This window comes from Rhodococcus sp. 2H158, assembly GCF_053764755.1.
In genome coordinates this window covers 65,190-81,225 of sequence record NZ_JBSNCE010000004.1, presented here as the reverse complement: position 1 = coordinate 81,225, position 16,036 = coordinate 65,190, and the positions used below count along the sequence as shown (strand labels likewise).

14 protein-coding genes, 2 tRNA genes and 1 pseudogene are annotated in these 16,036 nt (G+C 70.5%); 8 read left to right on the top strand and 9 right to left on the bottom strand.

Annotated elements, in window-relative coordinates; translation table 11 throughout:
* Window positions 1-34: 34 nt before the first annotated feature.
* Window positions 35-866: pseudogene (locus ACWPOB_RS05080) on the bottom strand (class I SAM-dependent methyltransferase).
* 204 nt (window positions 867-1,070) lie between these two features.
* Between ACWPOB_RS05080 and ACWPOB_RS05075 the strand changes: the two are divergent.
* Window positions 1,071-1,706 (top strand): sigma-70 family RNA polymerase sigma factor, encoded by a 636-nt coding sequence (locus ACWPOB_RS05075; protein ID WP_100055351.1) that lies wholly within the window; start codon window positions 1,071-1,073, stop codon window positions 1,704-1,706.
* Window positions 1,707-1,760: 54 nt separating this feature from the next.
* Here ACWPOB_RS05075 and ACWPOB_RS05070 read toward each other — a convergent pair whose 3' ends face one another.
* Window positions 1,761-2,225, bottom strand: coding sequence for an ArsI/CadI family heavy metal resistance metalloenzyme (locus ACWPOB_RS05070; protein WP_100055376.1), 465 nt, complete (start codon window positions 2,223-2,225; stop codon window positions 1,761-1,763).
* Between the two features lie 209 nt (window positions 2,226-2,434).
* On the opposite strand from ACWPOB_RS05070, the gene ACWPOB_RS05065 reads away from it, so the two are divergent.
* On the top strand, window positions 2,435-3,175 hold the full coding sequence (locus tag ACWPOB_RS05065; RefSeq protein ID WP_455400115.1) for a PIG-L deacetylase family protein: 741 nt from the start codon (window positions 2,435-2,437) through the stop codon (window positions 3,173-3,175).
* A gap of 308 nt (window positions 3,176-3,483) precedes the next feature.
* On the opposite strand, the gene ACWPOB_RS05060 is transcribed toward ACWPOB_RS05065, so the two are convergent.
* Both ACWPOB_RS05060 and ACWPOB_RS05055 read right to left on the bottom strand, forming a co-directional pair.
* On the bottom strand, window positions 3,484-4,884 hold the full coding sequence (locus ACWPOB_RS05060) for an ATP-binding protein (RefSeq protein WP_455400114.1): 1,401 nt from the start codon (window positions 4,882-4,884) through the stop codon (window positions 3,484-3,486).
* Window positions 4,881-5,561: a response regulator transcription factor gene (locus ACWPOB_RS05055; protein ID WP_006947639.1), complete on the bottom strand. Its 681-nt coding sequence runs from the start codon at window positions 5,559-5,561 to the stop codon at window positions 4,881-4,883. The genes ACWPOB_RS05060 and ACWPOB_RS05055 overlap by 4 nt, the downstream gene beginning before the upstream one ends.
* A gap of 134 nt (window positions 5,562-5,695) precedes the next feature.
* Here ACWPOB_RS05055 and ACWPOB_RS05050 point away from each other — a divergent pair, with 134 nt between their 5' ends.
* From ACWPOB_RS05050 to ACWPOB_RS05030, 5 genes are all read left to right on the top strand, one after another.
* Complete coding sequence (locus tag ACWPOB_RS05050; RefSeq protein WP_455400113.1) at window positions 5,696-5,992, top strand: hypothetical protein; 297 nt, start codon at window positions 5,696-5,698, stop codon at window positions 5,990-5,992.
* Window positions 5,976-6,281, top strand: a complete 306-nt coding sequence (locus tag ACWPOB_RS05045; protein WP_455400112.1) for a hypothetical protein — start codon at window positions 5,976-5,978, stop codon at window positions 6,279-6,281. Before ACWPOB_RS05050 ends, ACWPOB_RS05045 begins: the two co-directional genes overlap by 17 nt.
* Before the next feature lies 1 nt (window position 6,282).
* Window positions 6,283-7,245: an FAD:protein FMN transferase gene (locus tag ACWPOB_RS05040; protein WP_455400111.1), complete on the top strand. Its 963-nt coding sequence runs from the start codon at window positions 6,283-6,285 to the stop codon at window positions 7,243-7,245.
* Window positions 7,242-8,741 (top strand): 2Fe-2S iron-sulfur cluster-binding protein, encoded by a 1,500-nt coding sequence (locus ACWPOB_RS05035; protein WP_455400110.1) that lies wholly within the window; start codon window positions 7,242-7,244, stop codon window positions 8,739-8,741. The genes ACWPOB_RS05040 and ACWPOB_RS05035 overlap by 4 nt, the downstream gene beginning before the upstream one ends.
* A 502-nt stretch (window positions 8,742-9,243) precedes the next feature.
* Entirely contained in the window at window positions 9,244-11,034 is a 1,791-nt protein-coding gene (locus ACWPOB_RS05030; protein WP_455400109.1) for a glycoside hydrolase family 15 protein, read from the top strand.
* Between the two features lie 253 nt (window positions 11,035-11,287).
* Here ACWPOB_RS05030 and ACWPOB_RS05025 read toward each other — a convergent pair.
* Window positions 11,288-11,361 (bottom strand) — tRNA-Ile (locus tag ACWPOB_RS05025).
* 225 nt (window positions 11,362-11,586) lie between these two features.
* Window positions 11,587-11,659 (bottom strand) — tRNA-Asn (locus tag ACWPOB_RS05020).
* A gap of 147 nt (window positions 11,660-11,806) precedes the next feature.
* On the opposite strand from ACWPOB_RS05020, the gene ACWPOB_RS05015 reads away from it, so the two are divergent.
* Window positions 11,807-12,052, top strand: coding sequence for a hypothetical protein (locus ACWPOB_RS05015; RefSeq protein ID WP_010594277.1), 246 nt, complete (start codon window positions 11,807-11,809; stop codon window positions 12,050-12,052).
* Between the two features lie 16 nt (window positions 12,053-12,068).
* Here ACWPOB_RS05015 and dnaG read toward each other — a convergent pair whose 3' ends face one another.
* Genes dnaG through ACWPOB_RS05000 form a run of 3 tightly spaced genes read right to left on the bottom strand, consistent with a single transcriptional unit; the run spans window position 12,069 to window position 15,981 of the window.
* Entirely contained in the window at window positions 12,069-13,991 is a 1,923-nt protein-coding gene (gene dnaG / locus ACWPOB_RS05010; RefSeq protein ID WP_455400108.1) for a DNA primase, read from the bottom strand.
* A 17-nt stretch (window positions 13,992-14,008) separates the two neighbouring features.
* A complete protein-coding gene (locus tag ACWPOB_RS05005; protein ID WP_455400107.1) occupies window positions 14,009-15,280 on the bottom strand; it encodes a deoxyguanosinetriphosphate triphosphohydrolase in 1,272 nt (423 codons plus the stop codon).
* A gap of 11 nt (window positions 15,281-15,291) precedes the next feature.
* A complete protein-coding gene (locus ACWPOB_RS05000) occupies window positions 15,292-15,981 on the bottom strand; it encodes a YdcF family protein (RefSeq protein ID WP_455400106.1) in 690 nt (229 codons plus the stop codon).
* Between the last annotated feature and the right edge of the window lie 55 nt (window positions 15,982-16,036).

The following is a 16,036-nucleotide window of genomic DNA, read 5'->3' as shown; positions in this document are numbered from 1 at the left end:
GCGCTGCGGTGAACGCCCGCACCGACCGGGCCGGCTACCTCTTGCGGGCGGTGAGCAGCAGGTACTCGGCGTCGTACGCGGTCCGGCCGGGCTGCCCGGCCCGGTTCCAGTCGGTGAGGAACTGCAGGAACTTCCGGTCGAGATCTGCGGTCCGGTCGGGGTCGACGGCGTTGAACCGGTACACCGCGATCGTCGGACCGTAGTTGTGCTTCCAGTACTCGCGGAACTCGGTCGGATCCGCGCTGTGGTCCATCACCACGATTCGGCGATCCGTGCTCAGGTCGGTGATCCGATCGCCGAACAACTCCCGGACGTGCTGCTCGTCGCCCCACATCGGGGGCGGCGAAGCGCCGGGCGGGGGTGGCGGCGCATACGGGGCCATGAGCCGGAACAACTGACCGATGAAGCCCTCCGGCGTCCAGTTGATCATCGCGATCGTCCCACCGGGCCGGCACACGCGCAGCAGCTCGTCGGCGACGGCCCGGTGGTGTGGTGCGAACATCGCCCCCACGCTCGAGAGCACGACGTCGAAGCTGCCGTCGGGGAACGGCAGGGCCTCGGCGTCCGCTTCCACCCACTCGAGGTCCACGCCCCGCTCGGCCGCGGCTGTGCGGCCCGCGACGAACAACTCCGGCGTCAGGTCAGCGGCGGTGACGATCGCGCCCCGTTCGGCGGCCGGGATGGCAGCGTTGCCGGATCCGGCGCCCACGTCGAGCACCCGCCGTCACCCCGGCCGCGGCGACGAGCGTCGGGCCGAACGTCGGGATCAGGTCGGCCGCGACCGCCGGATAGTTCCCGGCCGCCCACAGCGCCCGGTGCTTGGCCTTCAGCGCCCGGTCGGCGTCACGTTCCACGGTGCCGGTCATGATCACTCCTTCGTCAGGTGTTGCGGGACCGTGCCCCGCACTTGCATCCACACAGACGTCACCGCCACCGCAGGGACGCACTCCCGACCCGGACGGGGCGTACCGACACAGACGACTTCAGCAGGGGACTGCGTCCTTTCACCGGTACCGTCGTCTGTGAAGGGACACCGCCCGTACAGCGCCCCTTTCCCCGGAGGACCAGACATGACCAGGGCATCGACCAGTTCCGCGGCCGGCGCGGACGCCATGACCACCGACGCCATGACCACCGAAGCCGTCTGGCGCGAGTTCGGTGCGCAGCTCCGCGCCTTCGTGCACCGGCGGATCGCGGATCCGGACCGCGCCGACGACGTGCTCGGCGAGATCCTGCTGCGCGTCCACAAGAACCTCGGCCGTGTCGAGGACCGCGAGCACCTGATCCGGTGGGTGTATCGGATCGCCCGCAGCGCGATCATCGACGACTACCGCCGGGCCGCCCGGGATCGGGACCGGCTCGCCCCGCTCACCGGCGATGCACCCGACCAGGCCGGGCAGGAGTGGGACGACGACGCGGCGACCACGCTGCGGGAGCTGGCCACCTGCCTGCGCCCGCTGCTCGAGGGGCTCTCCCCCGAGCAGCGCCGAGCCGTCGAGCTGACCGACCTCGAAGGACTGACCCAGGCCGGCGCCGCCGCCCTCGAAGGCGTATCCCTGTCCGGAATGAAGTCCCGCGTCCAGCGCGGCCGGCGGAAGCTGGCCGAGCTGCTCGGACGGTGCTGCACGCTGACCCTCGATGCCCACGGGATGCCGATGGACTACACCACCCCGACCGACTGCCGCTGCGCCGGCAACCCCCGCTGATCCGGCGCGCGCCCCGGTGTGCCGTCGCAGGACGGCACACCGGGGCGATTGCTGTCAGCCGCAGCAGGCACCCGCGACCGGGCTGTCCTCGCTCGCGCACGCAACCGCACACGCCGAGCCCGTCAGCCCGTCCGGGTTGGCGGGGTTGTCGTCGGTCACGGCGTAGTACTCCCACCATCCGTTGGGCACGTCCGGCGCGTCGACGAACACCTTGTCCTGCACGGCATGGCAGCACAGATCCTGCTCGGCCACCGTGGCGGTCAGACCGGCGGCCCGGAACCGGGCCAGCGCTCCGGACACCTCCTCGGAGCCGGCTGCCTCGATCCCCAGGTGGTTCAGGCGTTCGCGCGCACCGGGATGCTCGATCAGCACCAGCTTCAGCGGGGGATCCTCGATCGCGAAGTTGGCGTACCCGGGGCGCTGTTTGTGCGGGGACACCCCGAACAGCGCGGTGTAGAACTCGGTCGCCGCGGTGATGTCCTCGACGTTGAGAGCGAGCTGAACTCGGGTAGCAGGCATGGTGGTCACTCCTCGAAATCGGGACACCGGCCCGGGAATCCACCGCGGATTCTCGTCACCGTGTGTCCTCCCTACTGACGATTGCCGCCCCCGACGGACGCACCCACCGGCACCCGCGTCCCCGAGGATGCGTCCCTCGCGCCGCTGCAACGTCGGAAAGAGGACAACGTCGGAAAGAGGACACAGCCACTGTTACGAAAGGTGCCGTCATGAACACCACTTTGGCCACGCTGCCGGAGAACTGGAACCGCGCAATGGCCGTCGTCGCCCATCCCGACGATCTCGAATACGGCGCCGCCGGCGCCATCGCCCGCTGGACCCGGTCGGGCAAGTCGGTGGCCTACGTCATCGCCACCGACGGCGAGGCCGGCATCGACGGCCGCACTCCCGCCGAGGCGGCACCGCTGCGGCGCCGCGAGCAACTCGACGCCGCCGCCGTGGTCGGCGTCGAGGACGTGACGTTCCTCGGATACCGCGACGGTGTCGTCGAATACGGACTCGACCTGCGCCGCGCCATCGCCCGCGAGATCCGGCGGTTCCGTCCGGAGGTGCTGATCACCGCCACGTACGAGCCGACCTACGGACTGAACGGTGGTCGGATCATCAACCAGGCCGACCACCGCGCCGTGGGCGTTGCGGTGCTCGACGCCGCACGCGACGCCGGCAACCGCTGGATCTTCCCCGAGCTGCTCGACGAGAACCTGCCACCGTGGGATGAGGTCGGCCTCGTGTACCTGATGGGTGCGAACCAGCCTTCGCACGCCGTCGACGTCACCGAGAGCCTCGACACCGGTATCGAGTCACTGCGCGCCCACCGGTCCTACCTGGACGGACTGGGCCGGGACTTCGATCCCGCGGCATTCCTGCACGAGTTCACCGCGGCGGCCGGAGCGCGCATCGGCGTGCGGCACGCCGTCGCCTTCCAGCAGATCCGGCTCCAGGGAGTGTGACGGTCCACATCCCGGAGGACCCGCCGGCAGCTGCGCCGCCGACGTCCATGTTTCGTCCGGCCCGCGCGCCCGGTATCGACTGCCCGAACTGGGGGAATGGCGGGGCGGGCGGGGCTCGAACCCGCGACCACATCGATTATGAGGCACGCGACTTCAGCCGGTTCCCGGTGGGAACAGAACCGTCCAGGCAGGCCGGTGAGACTGGATGGGCGGCAGTGGCGAGAAACAGGCGTCGCCGCCACGGAGCACTGCTCCGCTATCACCGACGCTACCGGCACGATGGTGCGAGGGTCGGTGGTGCAGTGCTGCTATCGGCACGCGGGCGCACGAAACCGGACATGGGCATCGAGGCCCCCGCTCGGGGTGCGAGGTAGCAGCTCGGCGGTGGCTCCGCTGGCACGGGCAAGTTGCGCGACGATGGCCAGGCCCAGTCCGCTGCCTTCGGTGTCGGTGCGGGCACGCCAGAACCGATCGAAGGCCCGGAGGCAGTCCTGCGGGGACAGGCCGGGGCCCTGGTCCAGGACGTGCAAGTCGACGACATCGGCGGCGGCGACCGGGGCGACGGTGACCTCGATGGTGGAGCCGGGGTCGGACACTGCCAGGGCGTTGTCGAGGAGGTTGTCGATGATCTGCTCGGCGGCGCCGGGCACGGCGAGCGTGGGCGCGGCCGTGGGTGCTGTCACGGTGAGCCGGACGTCGGATTCGTCGGCGAGCGGTTCCCATTGTTCGACGCGTGTGCGCGCGATCTCGGCCAGGTCGATCTGCTGGGGTGCGGTGCCGGCGTCGTCGGCGCGGCTGAGCACCAGGAGTGCATCGATGATGTGCTGTAGCCGCAGGGCCTCGTCCTGGGCCGAGGCGAGGGTGTTGCGGGCAGCATCGGGATCGGACTCGACGAGGTCGGCTGCGCTGTCGAGGCGCAGGCGCAGGGCGGTCAACGGGGTGCGCAACTGGTGGGAGGCATCGCCGGCGAACGCGCGTTGCTGGCGCAGCAGGTACTCGAGCCGGTCGGCCATCCGGTTGAACGAGCGAGCCAGGCTGCGGATCTCCGGCGCCCCGGCGTGCTCGGGGGTGCGTGCCGCCAGGTCGCCTTCGGCGAGTTGTTCGGTGGTGCGGCGCAGCTGCTGCAAACGGCGGGTGACGGGGCCGGCGATGAGTACGGCCACGATTCCGGCCAGGAGCACGGTGATGCCGGCGACGAGCCAGAGCATGCGTAGTTGCCGGTGGACCTGGTCGGTCACCACCTGGGCTGGGTAGGTCAGCCGCACAGCGCCGACGACACTCTCGCCGCTGAGAACCGGGACCGTCACATACAGCAGGTCCGTGCCGAGACTGTCCGAACGGCGTTGGCCCGAGGTGATCTGTCCCGACAGTGCCGCACTGATCTCTGGGCGGGACAGATAGGAGGCGCCGGCGCCGGATTGGTCGTCGTCGGAGGTCAGCACGGCGGTGCCGTCGGCGTCGACGATCACCACCCGGGCGCCGCTGGCACGGTGATAGCGCCGGGTGTCGGCGGCCAGTGCCGGATCGATTCCGGTCCTGGCTTCGAGAGTGTCCTCGCTGCGGCCGGCGAGCAAGAACGCGTCCCGCTCGAGGGAGGTGGTGATGCGTTCGCGTTCGACCTGCATCAGGTAGTTGCCGAGCGGGACGTCCTGTACTACCACCACGACGAAGGTGACGGCCATGAACGCGGCCATCAACCGCCATCTCACGGACGATCCCCGAGCCGGAAGCCGACCCCGCGGACTGCTTCGATCCAGCAGGGGTCGCCGAGCTTCTTGCGGAGGGCGGCCACATGGGCATCGACGGTCTTGGTGGTGCCGTACCAGTTGGCACCCCACACCTGGTGCAGGATGTCCGAGCGCCGGTACACCGCACCGGGATCCTCGGACAGGTAGCTGAGCAGATCGAATTCCTTCGGCGTCAGGTGGATCTCTCGTTCCTTCAGGTGCACCCGTCGAGTACGGCGGTCGAGGGTCAGGCCCCCGATCGTGCGGATGCCGGTGTGCTCGTGGGCTGTCTCCCCGGGTGCGCCGACCCGCCGTCCGACGGCGCGGATACGGGCGATGAGTTCGCGCATGCCGAACGGTTTGACCACGTAGTCGTCGGCGCCCAATTCCAATGCCAGGACCCGGTCGATTTCCTCCCCGCGGGCGCTGAGCACGATGATCGGAATCGGCGACCGGGCGCGAATGGTTCGGCAGACGTCGGTGCCGTCCATGTCGGGTAGCCCCAGATCGAGCAGGACGAACTCCGGGCCCGACTCGGACACCGCCGCGACGGCATCGGCGCCGGTAGCCACCCACCGGGCGTCGAACCCCGCACGGGTCAACCCGTCGCACACCCCGGCGGCGACGGATTCGTCGTCTTCGACCACGAGCACCTGCATGCCCCGAATTATCGGCTCGCACCGAGCCGGGCGTCGATCCGACCACCGCCGGGGGACGAACCCTCGAGTGATCTTGGACGAATCTTGGATTTTTCCGGGACCATCCTTCGCCGATCCGTCCCTACGGTGAAAACATGAGATCGAAAGTGGCGGTGGTTGTTGCCGTGCTCTTTGTCCTGGCGATCGGAGCAGCCGCCCTGGCCGTCAACACCCGGATCCTGAGCACCTCCTCGAACAGTGACATCGGACATGCCGACGAGGTACTCGTCCCCAGCAGTCCCACTCCCGGGGCGCCGCCGAGCACCTCCGCCCCGACTCCGGCAACGACCCCCACGTCGACCCGCACGGCGGTACCGACGCGCGAACACGAACCGCCGTCGAGCGAGGATCACGAGGAGCCGGACAGGACCGAGCATGAACCCGACGACTGACCCGCGCCTGTCGCGGCGCTCGCCGGCGCATCGGTCCAAGATCACCGCCTCGATCCTGTCCGGCGGTGCCGTGCTCGCCATCGTGTCCGCCATGGCCGCCAATGCGCCCGATCGCTTCACCGGGGCCGGCGCCGACCCCGGCCAGGCCGGCGGGGCCGGCGCCGCTCCTTCGACCGCTGCCACCAGCGGCGTGTCCGATCGAGCGGACACCGCCGCAGTGCCCGCGCCGGCTCCCGGCCGCAGCGCGGTGACTGCTCCACACGGCGTCTCCCGCGGATCAGGCGGCTGAGATGGCTTCTCCTCCGCATGTCGGCGCGGCCGGTGCCCGAGCCGGCAGCGAGGCGGCGACGATGCCTGCCGTCCGGCAGGGCCGTCGCCCCGCTATGGGCGGCACCGCGGCGATCACGGTGGTCGGCGGGCCACCGGGTCTCGTCGACGACTGCTACGCGTTGCTGGACGAACTCGAACAGGCGTGGAGCCGTTTCCTCGACACCAGCGACATCTGGCGGCTGAACTGGGCGCAGGGGCGACCGGTGCAGGTCCGTTCCTGCACCGTCCGCCTGGTGCGCGAACTGATCCGCGCTTGGGCGCTGACCGACGGCGCCTTCGACCCGACCACGCTGCCGCAGCTGGTCGCCGCCGGCTACGCCACCAGCAGCACCGACCCGACCCGGACTACCATGCTGCCCGACACCGCCACCTGGCCGGGATCGATGACCGACATCGACATCGACGGTCTTCTCGTGCGGCTTTCTGTCGGTACCACCCTCGACCCCGGGGGGCTCGGCAAAGGACTGGCCGCCGACATGCTCACCGAGTTCGTCCTCGACCGCGGCGCCGACGGCGTCCTCGTCGAAGTCGGCGGAGACCTCGTCGTCGCCGGAGCCGCGCCCGACGGCGGCGCCTGGACCATCGGCATCGAGGACCCTTTCACCGGTGAGCTGCTGACCGTCGTGCGGTTGACGCGTGGGGCCGTGGCCACCTCGAGCCGCCTGGTGCGCATGTGGACCGGCGCCACCGGTCCTGCCCATCACCTGATCGACCCGGCCACCGGCGTCAGCGCCGTCACCTCGACGGTGACCGCCACCGTCGTCGCGGGCAGCGGCGCACGGGCCGAGGCCTTGACCAAGCTCGCCTTCGTCCGAGAACCCGAGGCCCTGCTGGGGCAGGTCCCGCGTCTCGGCGGTGCCGCCCTGGTGCTGTCCGCCGACCGGCGACAACGGCGTTCCGTGAACTGGAGCGATTTCGAATGAGCGATCTGCACCTGTGGTGGTACGTCACCCGCGCCAGCGCCCTCGTCGCCTGGGTCACCATGACCGTTGCGGTGCTGTGGGGAGTGCTGCTGTCGACACGAATCCCGCGGACGATTGCCAACCCGGCGTGGTTGCAGGATCTGCATCGCTGGCTCGGTGGCACCGCCCTGATCATGACCGGCCTGCACATGTTCTCACTCGTGCTGGACTCGTGGTCCCGGTTCTCCCTCACCGACCTGCTCGTCCCGCTCTCCGCCGGCTACCGGCCCTGGCCGGTAGCGCTGGGCGTCGTGGCGTTCTACCTCCTGCTCGCCGTCTACGGGTCCTCGCTACTCCGGGCACGCATGTCGCCGCGGTGGTGGAAGCGCCTGCACTACGGCAGCTATGCCGCAGTGGTGCTGGTGTCGTTCCACGCCGGATGGTCCGGCACCGACGCCGGCGCCTGGGGATACCGACTTGTCGCCCTGATCCTGGTGGTCTCGACGATGGTGGCGGTGCTGACGCGTGTTCTGACCGGTGTCGGTCGGCCCCCCGCTCCCCGGCGGACACCACGGCGGCCGCGGTCGGCACCACAGCCGATGACCGTAGGCGCTACGGACCTACTGGCCTCCGGCATCGTCGGCATCGACCTGACACCCCGCGACGGGGTCCAGCTACCCGTGTGGACACCCGGATCGCATGTGACCGTGCACCTGCCCAACGGCCTCCAGCGCCGCTACTCGCTGTGCGGCGACCCCGCCGACCGCACCCGATACCGGATCGCGGTGCACCGGGCGCCGCACTCCCGCGGTGGCAGTTCCTGGTTGCACGCCAGCGCCTGCCCCGGCACGGTCCTGCACGTCGGCCCGCCGGAGAACCACTTTCCGCTCGAACCCGCACACGAATATCTCTTCCTGGCCGGGGGTATCGGGATCACCCCGATCAAGGCAATGGTCGAATCGCTGCCGGCGCACCGCCGATGGCGGCTGATCTACCTCGGTCGCAGCCGAGCAACCATGGCGTTCTGCGAGGATCTCGAGCAGCGATGGCCGCAGAACGTGAGTATCCATGCCCACGACGAGACCGGCATCCGCCTCGACCTGGCCCCCATCCTCGCCGCCGCCACCGCTGGCGCGGTGTACTGCTGCGGCCCCGCGGCGATGACCGACGAGGTCGTCGCCCGGGTGTCGCCCGAACGCCTGCACATCGAACGGTTCACCGCGGCACCGGGCCAGTCCCCTGGTCCGCGTCGGCCGATCGATGTCACCTGCAGCCGCAGCAATCGTCACGTGCACGTGTCGGAGAGCCAGTCCGTGCTCGAAGCACTCGAGCACGCTCGTGTACCGGTCATGGCCTCGTGCCGGGAGGGCGTGTGTGGGGCGTGCGAGACTCGGGTCTTGGCCGGCGAGGTCGAGCATCTCGACGCGGTGCCGCACACCCCGGGCAAGGATCGGCTCGGGGTCATGTATCCGTGCATCTCCCGCGCCCACAGCCCCACTCTGGTCCTGGATTTGTGACGCGCCCGGCGGGCGTCACGGTTGCCACGGTCAGCCGTCGCCATTCCATCCCGGATCCGGTGGCAACGATCGGACTCACCGGCGCGGGGGTGGTTGCACGGAGAGTACCGAGCGTCACCAACCCGGCGATCATCGCCGGCGTGATCGTCGCCGGCATCGGCAACGCCGCCCTGGTCAAGCTCAACCGGTCGGCGCCGCCACCGAAACCGTTGAGGCGCTGCGCCTCTGCTGCGGCGCCGGATACGGGCCGTGATCTCGCACCGCTTCGGCGACACCGTCCCGAGGATCCGGCGGCCCACGCCGCCGAGCGGTGGTCATCTTTCGATGATCGGCTCGCCGGCGTGTACCGCCACCAGGTCGACCGACCTCGCCCGCCGGTTCTGTCGGGCTCTGCATACTGGACGGGCACAGCGCGCCGGGGACGGCTGCGCCGCGGCCACGGTCGGGCATCGTGCACACCGGCAGGGGCCGTGGGCCGGAACATCGGGAAGGTCGACGGGTGATGCAGCAGCGCATCGAGGACTACGCGTTGATCGGTGATCTGCACACCGCCGCGCTGGTGGGCCGGGACGGCTCGATCGACTGGTTGTGCCTGCCCCGGTTCGATTCCCCGGCGTGTTTCGCGGCGCTGCTCGGTGACGACGAGGCCGGACGATGGCTGCTCGCCCCCGCCGGTGCCGGTCTGTGCACCCGGCGGGCGTACCGCCGCGACACTCTCGTCCTGGACACCGAGTGGGTCACCCCTACCGGGACGGTACGGGTCACCGACTGCATGCCGGTGCGGGCCGAGGCCGCCGACGTCGTCCGTGTCGTCGAAGGCCTGGCCGGGTCGGTGCGGATGAACACCGAGCTGCGGCTGCGATTCGACTACGGTCACGTCGTCCCGTGGGTGCGCCGCGTACCCGGATCCCTGACCGCGGTCGCCGGGCCGGATGCGGCCTGGCTGCGCACCCCGGTGCCGTTGCACGGCCACGACATGAGAACCACCGCGCAGTTCGAGGTCCGCGCCGGCGAGCACGTCCCGTTCGTGCTGACCTATGCCTTGTCCTACGGGCACACCCCCCGCCCGCTCGACGCCCTGCAGGCGATCGCCGACACCCAGGCGTACTGGACGGAGTGGATCGAGCGGTGCGACTACACCGGTGAGTACCCCGAGGCCGTGCACCGTTCCCTGATCACACTCGAAGCCCTGACCTACCGGCCGACCGGGGGGATTCTGGCCGCGGCCACCACCTCGCTGCCCGAGCAGATCGGCGGCAGCCGCAACTGGGACTACCGCTACTGCTGGCTGCGGGACGCCACCTTCACCCTGCAGGCCCTTCTCGGCTGCGGATTCGTCGCCGAAGCCCGGGCCTGGCGGAACTGGCTGGTGCGGGCGGTGGCCGGGAATCCGGCGGACCTGCAGATGATGTACCAGCTCGACGGGGCCCGGCGGGTGCCGGAATACGAGGTGCCGTGGCTGTCCGGCTACGAGGACTCCGTGCCCGTGCGCATCGGCAACGCCGCCGCCGGGCAGTTTCAGCTCGACGTGTGGGGTGAGGTGCTCGACGGTCTGCACCTGGCCCGGCAGAGCGGCCTGCGCGGTGACCCGGCCTGGGACATCGAGGTGGCGTTGCTGGACTTTCTCGAAGGGCACTGGCAGGAACCCGACAACGGGCTGTGGGAGGTACGCGGGCCGGCGCGCCCGTTCGTCCATTCCAAGGTGATGGCGTGGGCCGGGGTCGACCGCGGTATCCGGGCGGTCGAACGGTTCGGTCTGCCCGGCCCGGTCGACCGGTGGCGCGTTCTGCGCGAACAGATCCGAACCGAGATCCTGGCGAAGGGATTCGATCCCCACCGCGGCACCTTCACGCAGTTCTACGGCAGCCGCGGCGTGGACGCGGCGTCGCTGCTGATTCCCCGCACCGGATTCCTGCCATGGGACGATCCCCGCGTGCTGGGCACCGTGGCCACTGTCGAACGTGAGCTCAGCCGGGACGGCTTCCTGCTGCGTTACCGGCCGGAGCTCGACCACGTCGACGGCATCGCCGAGCCGGAAGGAGCGTTCCTGGCCTGCAGCTTCTGGCTCGCGGACGCCCTGCACGGCGCCGGACGCACCCGCGACGCCCACGCCCTGTTCGAGCGGTTGCTGTCGGTGCGCAACGACGTCGGGCTGCTCGCCGAGGAGTACGACCCCCACGCCCGTCGGCAGCTCGGCAACGTGCCCCAGGCCTTCAGCCACGTGGCATTGGTCAACACCGCACGCCACCTCGCCGGCCATGCCGTCCATACCCACCGCCCCACCTCGCGGTGACCACCCGAGCAGCCGTCCGGTCCGGTTCGACCACCTGTTGCCCTCGACGCTCTGCGCGAGCGCCGTGTGTCCCCGATCGCCGAGCGGTCGCCGATCTGGGCCTTTCCCTCGTCGACCGGGATGCTGAGCGACTCCAACAGCTTCCGCAAGTCCGGGCGCCGTCTTTGCAGCTGCCGTCGGCGACGAAGGCGTCCGCACCCATAGGTTTCGGCTATCGAGGCCGGACGTAAACCCTCCTGAACAGGGACGATTGTGGGGCGGGCGGGGCTCGAACCCGCGACCAATGGATTATGAGTCCACGGCTCTAACCGACTGAGCTACCGCCCCGTCCGCGCGCATCCGGAGGTACGCGACGTGTGGCGAATGCTACCGGCTGCGGCGGCCGGCCCGCGTCGCGGGTCACCCCCGTGTCGCCCGGCGCGGGCAGTCGCCGACCCGTCGCGCCGGCACCACACGACGCCTGTAATTTCCGTCACACCCAGCGTCTTTCGTGTCGGTGCAGACGAGAAAACCCCTCCCACCCGAGATCGGGTGGGAGGGGTTTTCCGGGAGCTCCCCCGGCTGGACTCGAACCAGCAACCGTTCGATTAACAGTCGAATGCTCTGCCAATTGAGCTACAGGGGATTGTCCTGCGGTGCTCCGCCGTTTCCCGCGGTGCGTGAAGAACTGTAGCGCCCCACCCGACGCGGCACCAAATCGCCTGCCTGTGAGCCCGAGGGCGAGGATCGGGCAGGATGGGAGGGACGCTGACACGGCTGAATGGAGACGACGTTGATCGGACTGTTGGTGGGGGTTGCCGCGGGCTACGTCCTGGGGACACGGGCGGGCCGCGCCCGGTACGAACAGCTCAGCAGGACGGCGAAGGCGGTCGCGGGTAGTCCGGTGACGAAGAAGGCGATCGAGGTGAGCCGGCAGAAGCTGGCCGACTCTCTCAGCCCGGAGCCGAAGCTCGAGCCGATGAAGCCGCTCGACGAGCAGACCACCATCCTCGTCCCCCGCGACCAGTTGCGGCGGTGACGAGGGTGGCGTGAGTTCAGCCGGCCAGGCCGTCGCCGCTGGTGTCGCCGATGGCCTGGTCGAGCAGGCTGCGCCGGTACTGCTCGAGCGCGACGAGGTCCCCGAGCAGCGAGTGGAACTCGTCGGATTCGGTGGCCGGGGAGATGCGCTGCAGCTTGGACTTGAGTTCGGCGACCTGCTCCCCCACCCAGACCTCCTGCAGCCGGGCGAGGACCCCGCCGATGTAGCGGGGCATCCGGTCCTCCTCCGCGGGCAGCGGATCCACCGCGAGTTCCATGACCAGCGAGTGCACCATCGGGTCGGTGGCGGCGCGCCCGACGGCGTCCACCCATTCCGCGCCGCCGAGTCCCGCGCTCGTCCCGCCGACCGCGGCCACGGCCTCGCGCACCGCCGAGTAGGCCGGATCGGTGAACGTCTCGGCGGGCAGCGAATCGAACACGGTGCCGGCGATGCCGGGGTACTGCAGCGCCGCCTTGAGGGCGTCGCGCTGCGGCCACAGCGCCGGATCGTTGGGGCGGGGCCGGCGCAGGACCGAACCCGCCGCGGCCGTCTCCGCCCGCTGTTGCGGCGCGGCGGTGCGCGGCTTCTCGTCGCCGCCGCGGGCGACGCGCCGGGACTCGTCCTGCACGCGCCGGCGCACGGCCGGAATGTCGTCCCAGCCCACCCAGTGCGACAGCTGCACCGCGTAGCTGTCGCGCAGCGTGCGTTCCTTGATCCGGGCCACCACGGGAACCGTGCGGCGCAGCGCCTCCACCCGCCCTTCGGCGGTGTCGAGGTTGTGTTCGGCGAGGATCGACTTGACGACGAACTCGAACATCGGGGTGCGCCGGGCGACGAGGTCGCGCACCGCTCCGTCGCCGGACTTCTGCCGCAACTCGCACGGATCCATGCCCTGGGGCGCGATCGCGACGAACGTCTTGGCCGTGGTCTTCTGGTCGCCCTCGAACGCCTTCATCGCCGCGGCGCGGCCCGCAGCGTCGCCGTCGAAGGTGTAGATGATCTCACCGCGGAAGTAACTGTCGTCCATGAGCAGGCGCCGCAGCATCGCCAGGTGCTCGTCGCCGAATGCGGTACCGCACGCGGCGACAGCGGTTTTCACGCCCGACAGGTGCATCGCCATGACGTCGGTGTAGCCCTCGACGATCACGGCCTGGTGCGCCTTGGCGATTTCCCGCTTGGCCAGGTCGAGGCCGAACAGAACCTGAGACTTCTTGTAGAGCAACGTTTCCGGGGTGTTGACGTACTTCGCCGTGAGCGTGTCGTCGTCGAACAGCCGACGGGCACCGAAACCGATGACGTCACCGGCGAGATTGCGGATCGGCCACAGCAGCCGCCGGTGGAACCGGTCGATGGGTCCGCGGCGCCCCTGTTTGGACAGCCCGGCGGCCTCGAGTTCGGCGAACTCGAAGCCACGGGTGAGCAGGTGCTTGGTGAGGGCATCCCAGCCGTCGGGGGCGTACCCGCACCCGAACACCTCGGCCGCGGACTCGTCGAAGCTGCGCTCGGTCAGGTAGTCCCGCGCCGCCTGCGCGCCGGGCGTGCGCAGCTGCTCGGCGTAGAACTCCTGCGCGGCCGCGTTGGCGGCGACGAGCCGGGCGCGGGTGCCCCGGTCGCGCTGCACCGACGGGCCGCCGCCCTCGTAGTTGAGGGTGTAGCCGACCCGGTCGGCGAGCTGCTCGACGGCCTCGACGAAGCTGATGTGCTCGATCTTCTGCAGGAACGAGTACACGTCGCCGCCCTCGCCGCAGCCGAAGCAGTGGAAGTGACCGTGGTTGGGGCGGACGTGGAAGGACGGGGACTTCTCGTCGTGGAAGGGACACAGCCCCTTCATCGAGTCGGCGCCGCCGCGCCTGAGGGCGACGTACTCGCCGACGATGTCCTCGATCCGGACGCGGTCGCGGACGGCCGCGATGTCTCTGTCTGAAATACGCCCGGCCACGACGACGAGTCTAGGCGCTACCCCCAACTCGCCTGAGCGGCGAGGCTGTCGCGGTCGATCCGTTCGAGCCGGGCCTCGGTGCACGAGGCGATCTGGTCGACGATCACCCGCATGCGGGCGGCGTCGGCGGCGGCGGCGTCCCACAGCGGCACGAAGAACGGATCGAGGCCGACCGGCGCCGTGCGCATCAGCCATTCGGCGACGCGGTGGATCCGTTCACGCTGCCGTTCCTGACGCTGCCGGTGGGCGGCGTCGGACATCACGAACTGCAGGGCCATGGTCTTGAGCAGCGCCACCTCGGACGCGACGACGGGCGGAACGACGAGGTCGGCGTCGTAGCGGGTGACGGGCCGGTCGCCGGTGACGGCACGGGTGCCGATGATCGCTGCCGTCGCGAAGCGGCCGACGAGCTCGCTCGTGAGGCGCTTGAGTGCCACCGAGCACGCGAGGCTGCCGTCGTAGGTGTCGACGGCCTGGACGACCGGCATCTGCGACAGCCGCTTCGCCGCCTCCACCAGCTCGTTCGGGTCCAGGCCGGAGAACTCGCGCATGCCGAGATCGACGAGCGTGTTCACCGACGCCGGGTCGGTGAGCACGCGCAGGTCGATCCGTCCGTCGATGACGCCGTCCTCGACGTCGTGGACGGAGTAGGCGACATCGTCGGACCAGTCCATGATCTGGGCCTCGAGGCACTTGCGCCGGTCGGGCGCGCCGTCGCGCACCCAGGCGAGGACCTCGGCGTCGTCGTCGTAGGCCCCGAACTTCGCGCCGGGCGCCGGGCGGGTCCACGGGTACTTCAGCGTCGCGTCGAGCGTCGCGCGCGTGAGGTTCAGACCGGCGCTCGTGCCGTCGGGGTGGAGGATCTTCGGCTCGAGGCACGTGAGGATCCGCAGATTCTGCGCGTTGCCCTCGAACCCGCCGCAGCTCGCGGCCACCTCGTCGAGGGCGCGTTCCCCGTTGTGGCCGTACGGCGGGTGTCCGATGTCGTGCGCGAGGCCGGCGAGGTCCACCAGGTCGGGGTCGCAGCCGAGGCCCTCGGCGATGCTGCGGCCGATCTGGGCGACCTCGATCGAATGGGTGAGCCGGGTGCGCGGAGTGTCACCGTCGCGGGGGCCGACCACCTGGGTCTTGTCGGCGAGCCGTCGCAGCGCGGCGCTGTGCTGGACGCGGGCACGGTCCCGCGCGAACGGCGTACGGCTCGCGGTCGCCGGCTCGGCACCGGCGAGCGCCGACACCTTCGGGACCTCGGCGACGCGCCGCTCGAGTTCGTGTTCGCTGTAGCCCTGCATCACGTCCTCCTTCACTGCGCGGCCGTGTAGGGGAAGTCCGCCGAGTCGTGCGTGAGCTGGTACCAGATCAGCGCGCCCGTCTCGCGGGCGATCCCGTGCAGCTGCGACTCCCGGGTGTACACGGCAGGGCCGGTGCGGGTCGGCGCGGTCCACGCGTCGAGGCCGGCGTCGCGAGCCATGGTGCGAGTGCGCAGCGAATGCCACGGATCGCTCACCAGTACCGCGGAGTGCAGTCCCTGCCCGGCCATCTCCCGGCTGACCGCCTCGACACTGAGCAGCGTGTCCGACCCCTCTTCGACGGCGGTGATCGCCGACTCCGGCACTCCCTGCGCGATCAGGTAGGTCTTGCCGGACGCCGCCTCGGTGAACAGGTCGCCCTCCTGCTTGCCGCCGACGGTGACGATCCGCTCGGCCACCCCGTTCTCGTAGAGGGTGAGGGCCTGGTCGAGCCGGGCCTGGAACACCGACGACGGGGTGCCGGAGTACTGGGCGGCCCCGAGGACCACGATGGCGTCGGCGCGGCTCCAGTCGTCGATGCGCGCCACCTGCCACACGCGGACCGCGGTTCCGGCGAGGACGGCGATCGCCGCGAGCAGCACCCCGAGCACCAACCGGCGCGTCCAGCGCGCGACGCCCGCACCGAACCCGCGCGGGGGGTCGGGGAGGGACGGGGCCGGGCGTGGGCGGGCTGCGGTACTCACTCCCCGATTCTGCCAGTGTTCCGAGCGCGCCCACCCGGCGACGCGCCACGGGCGA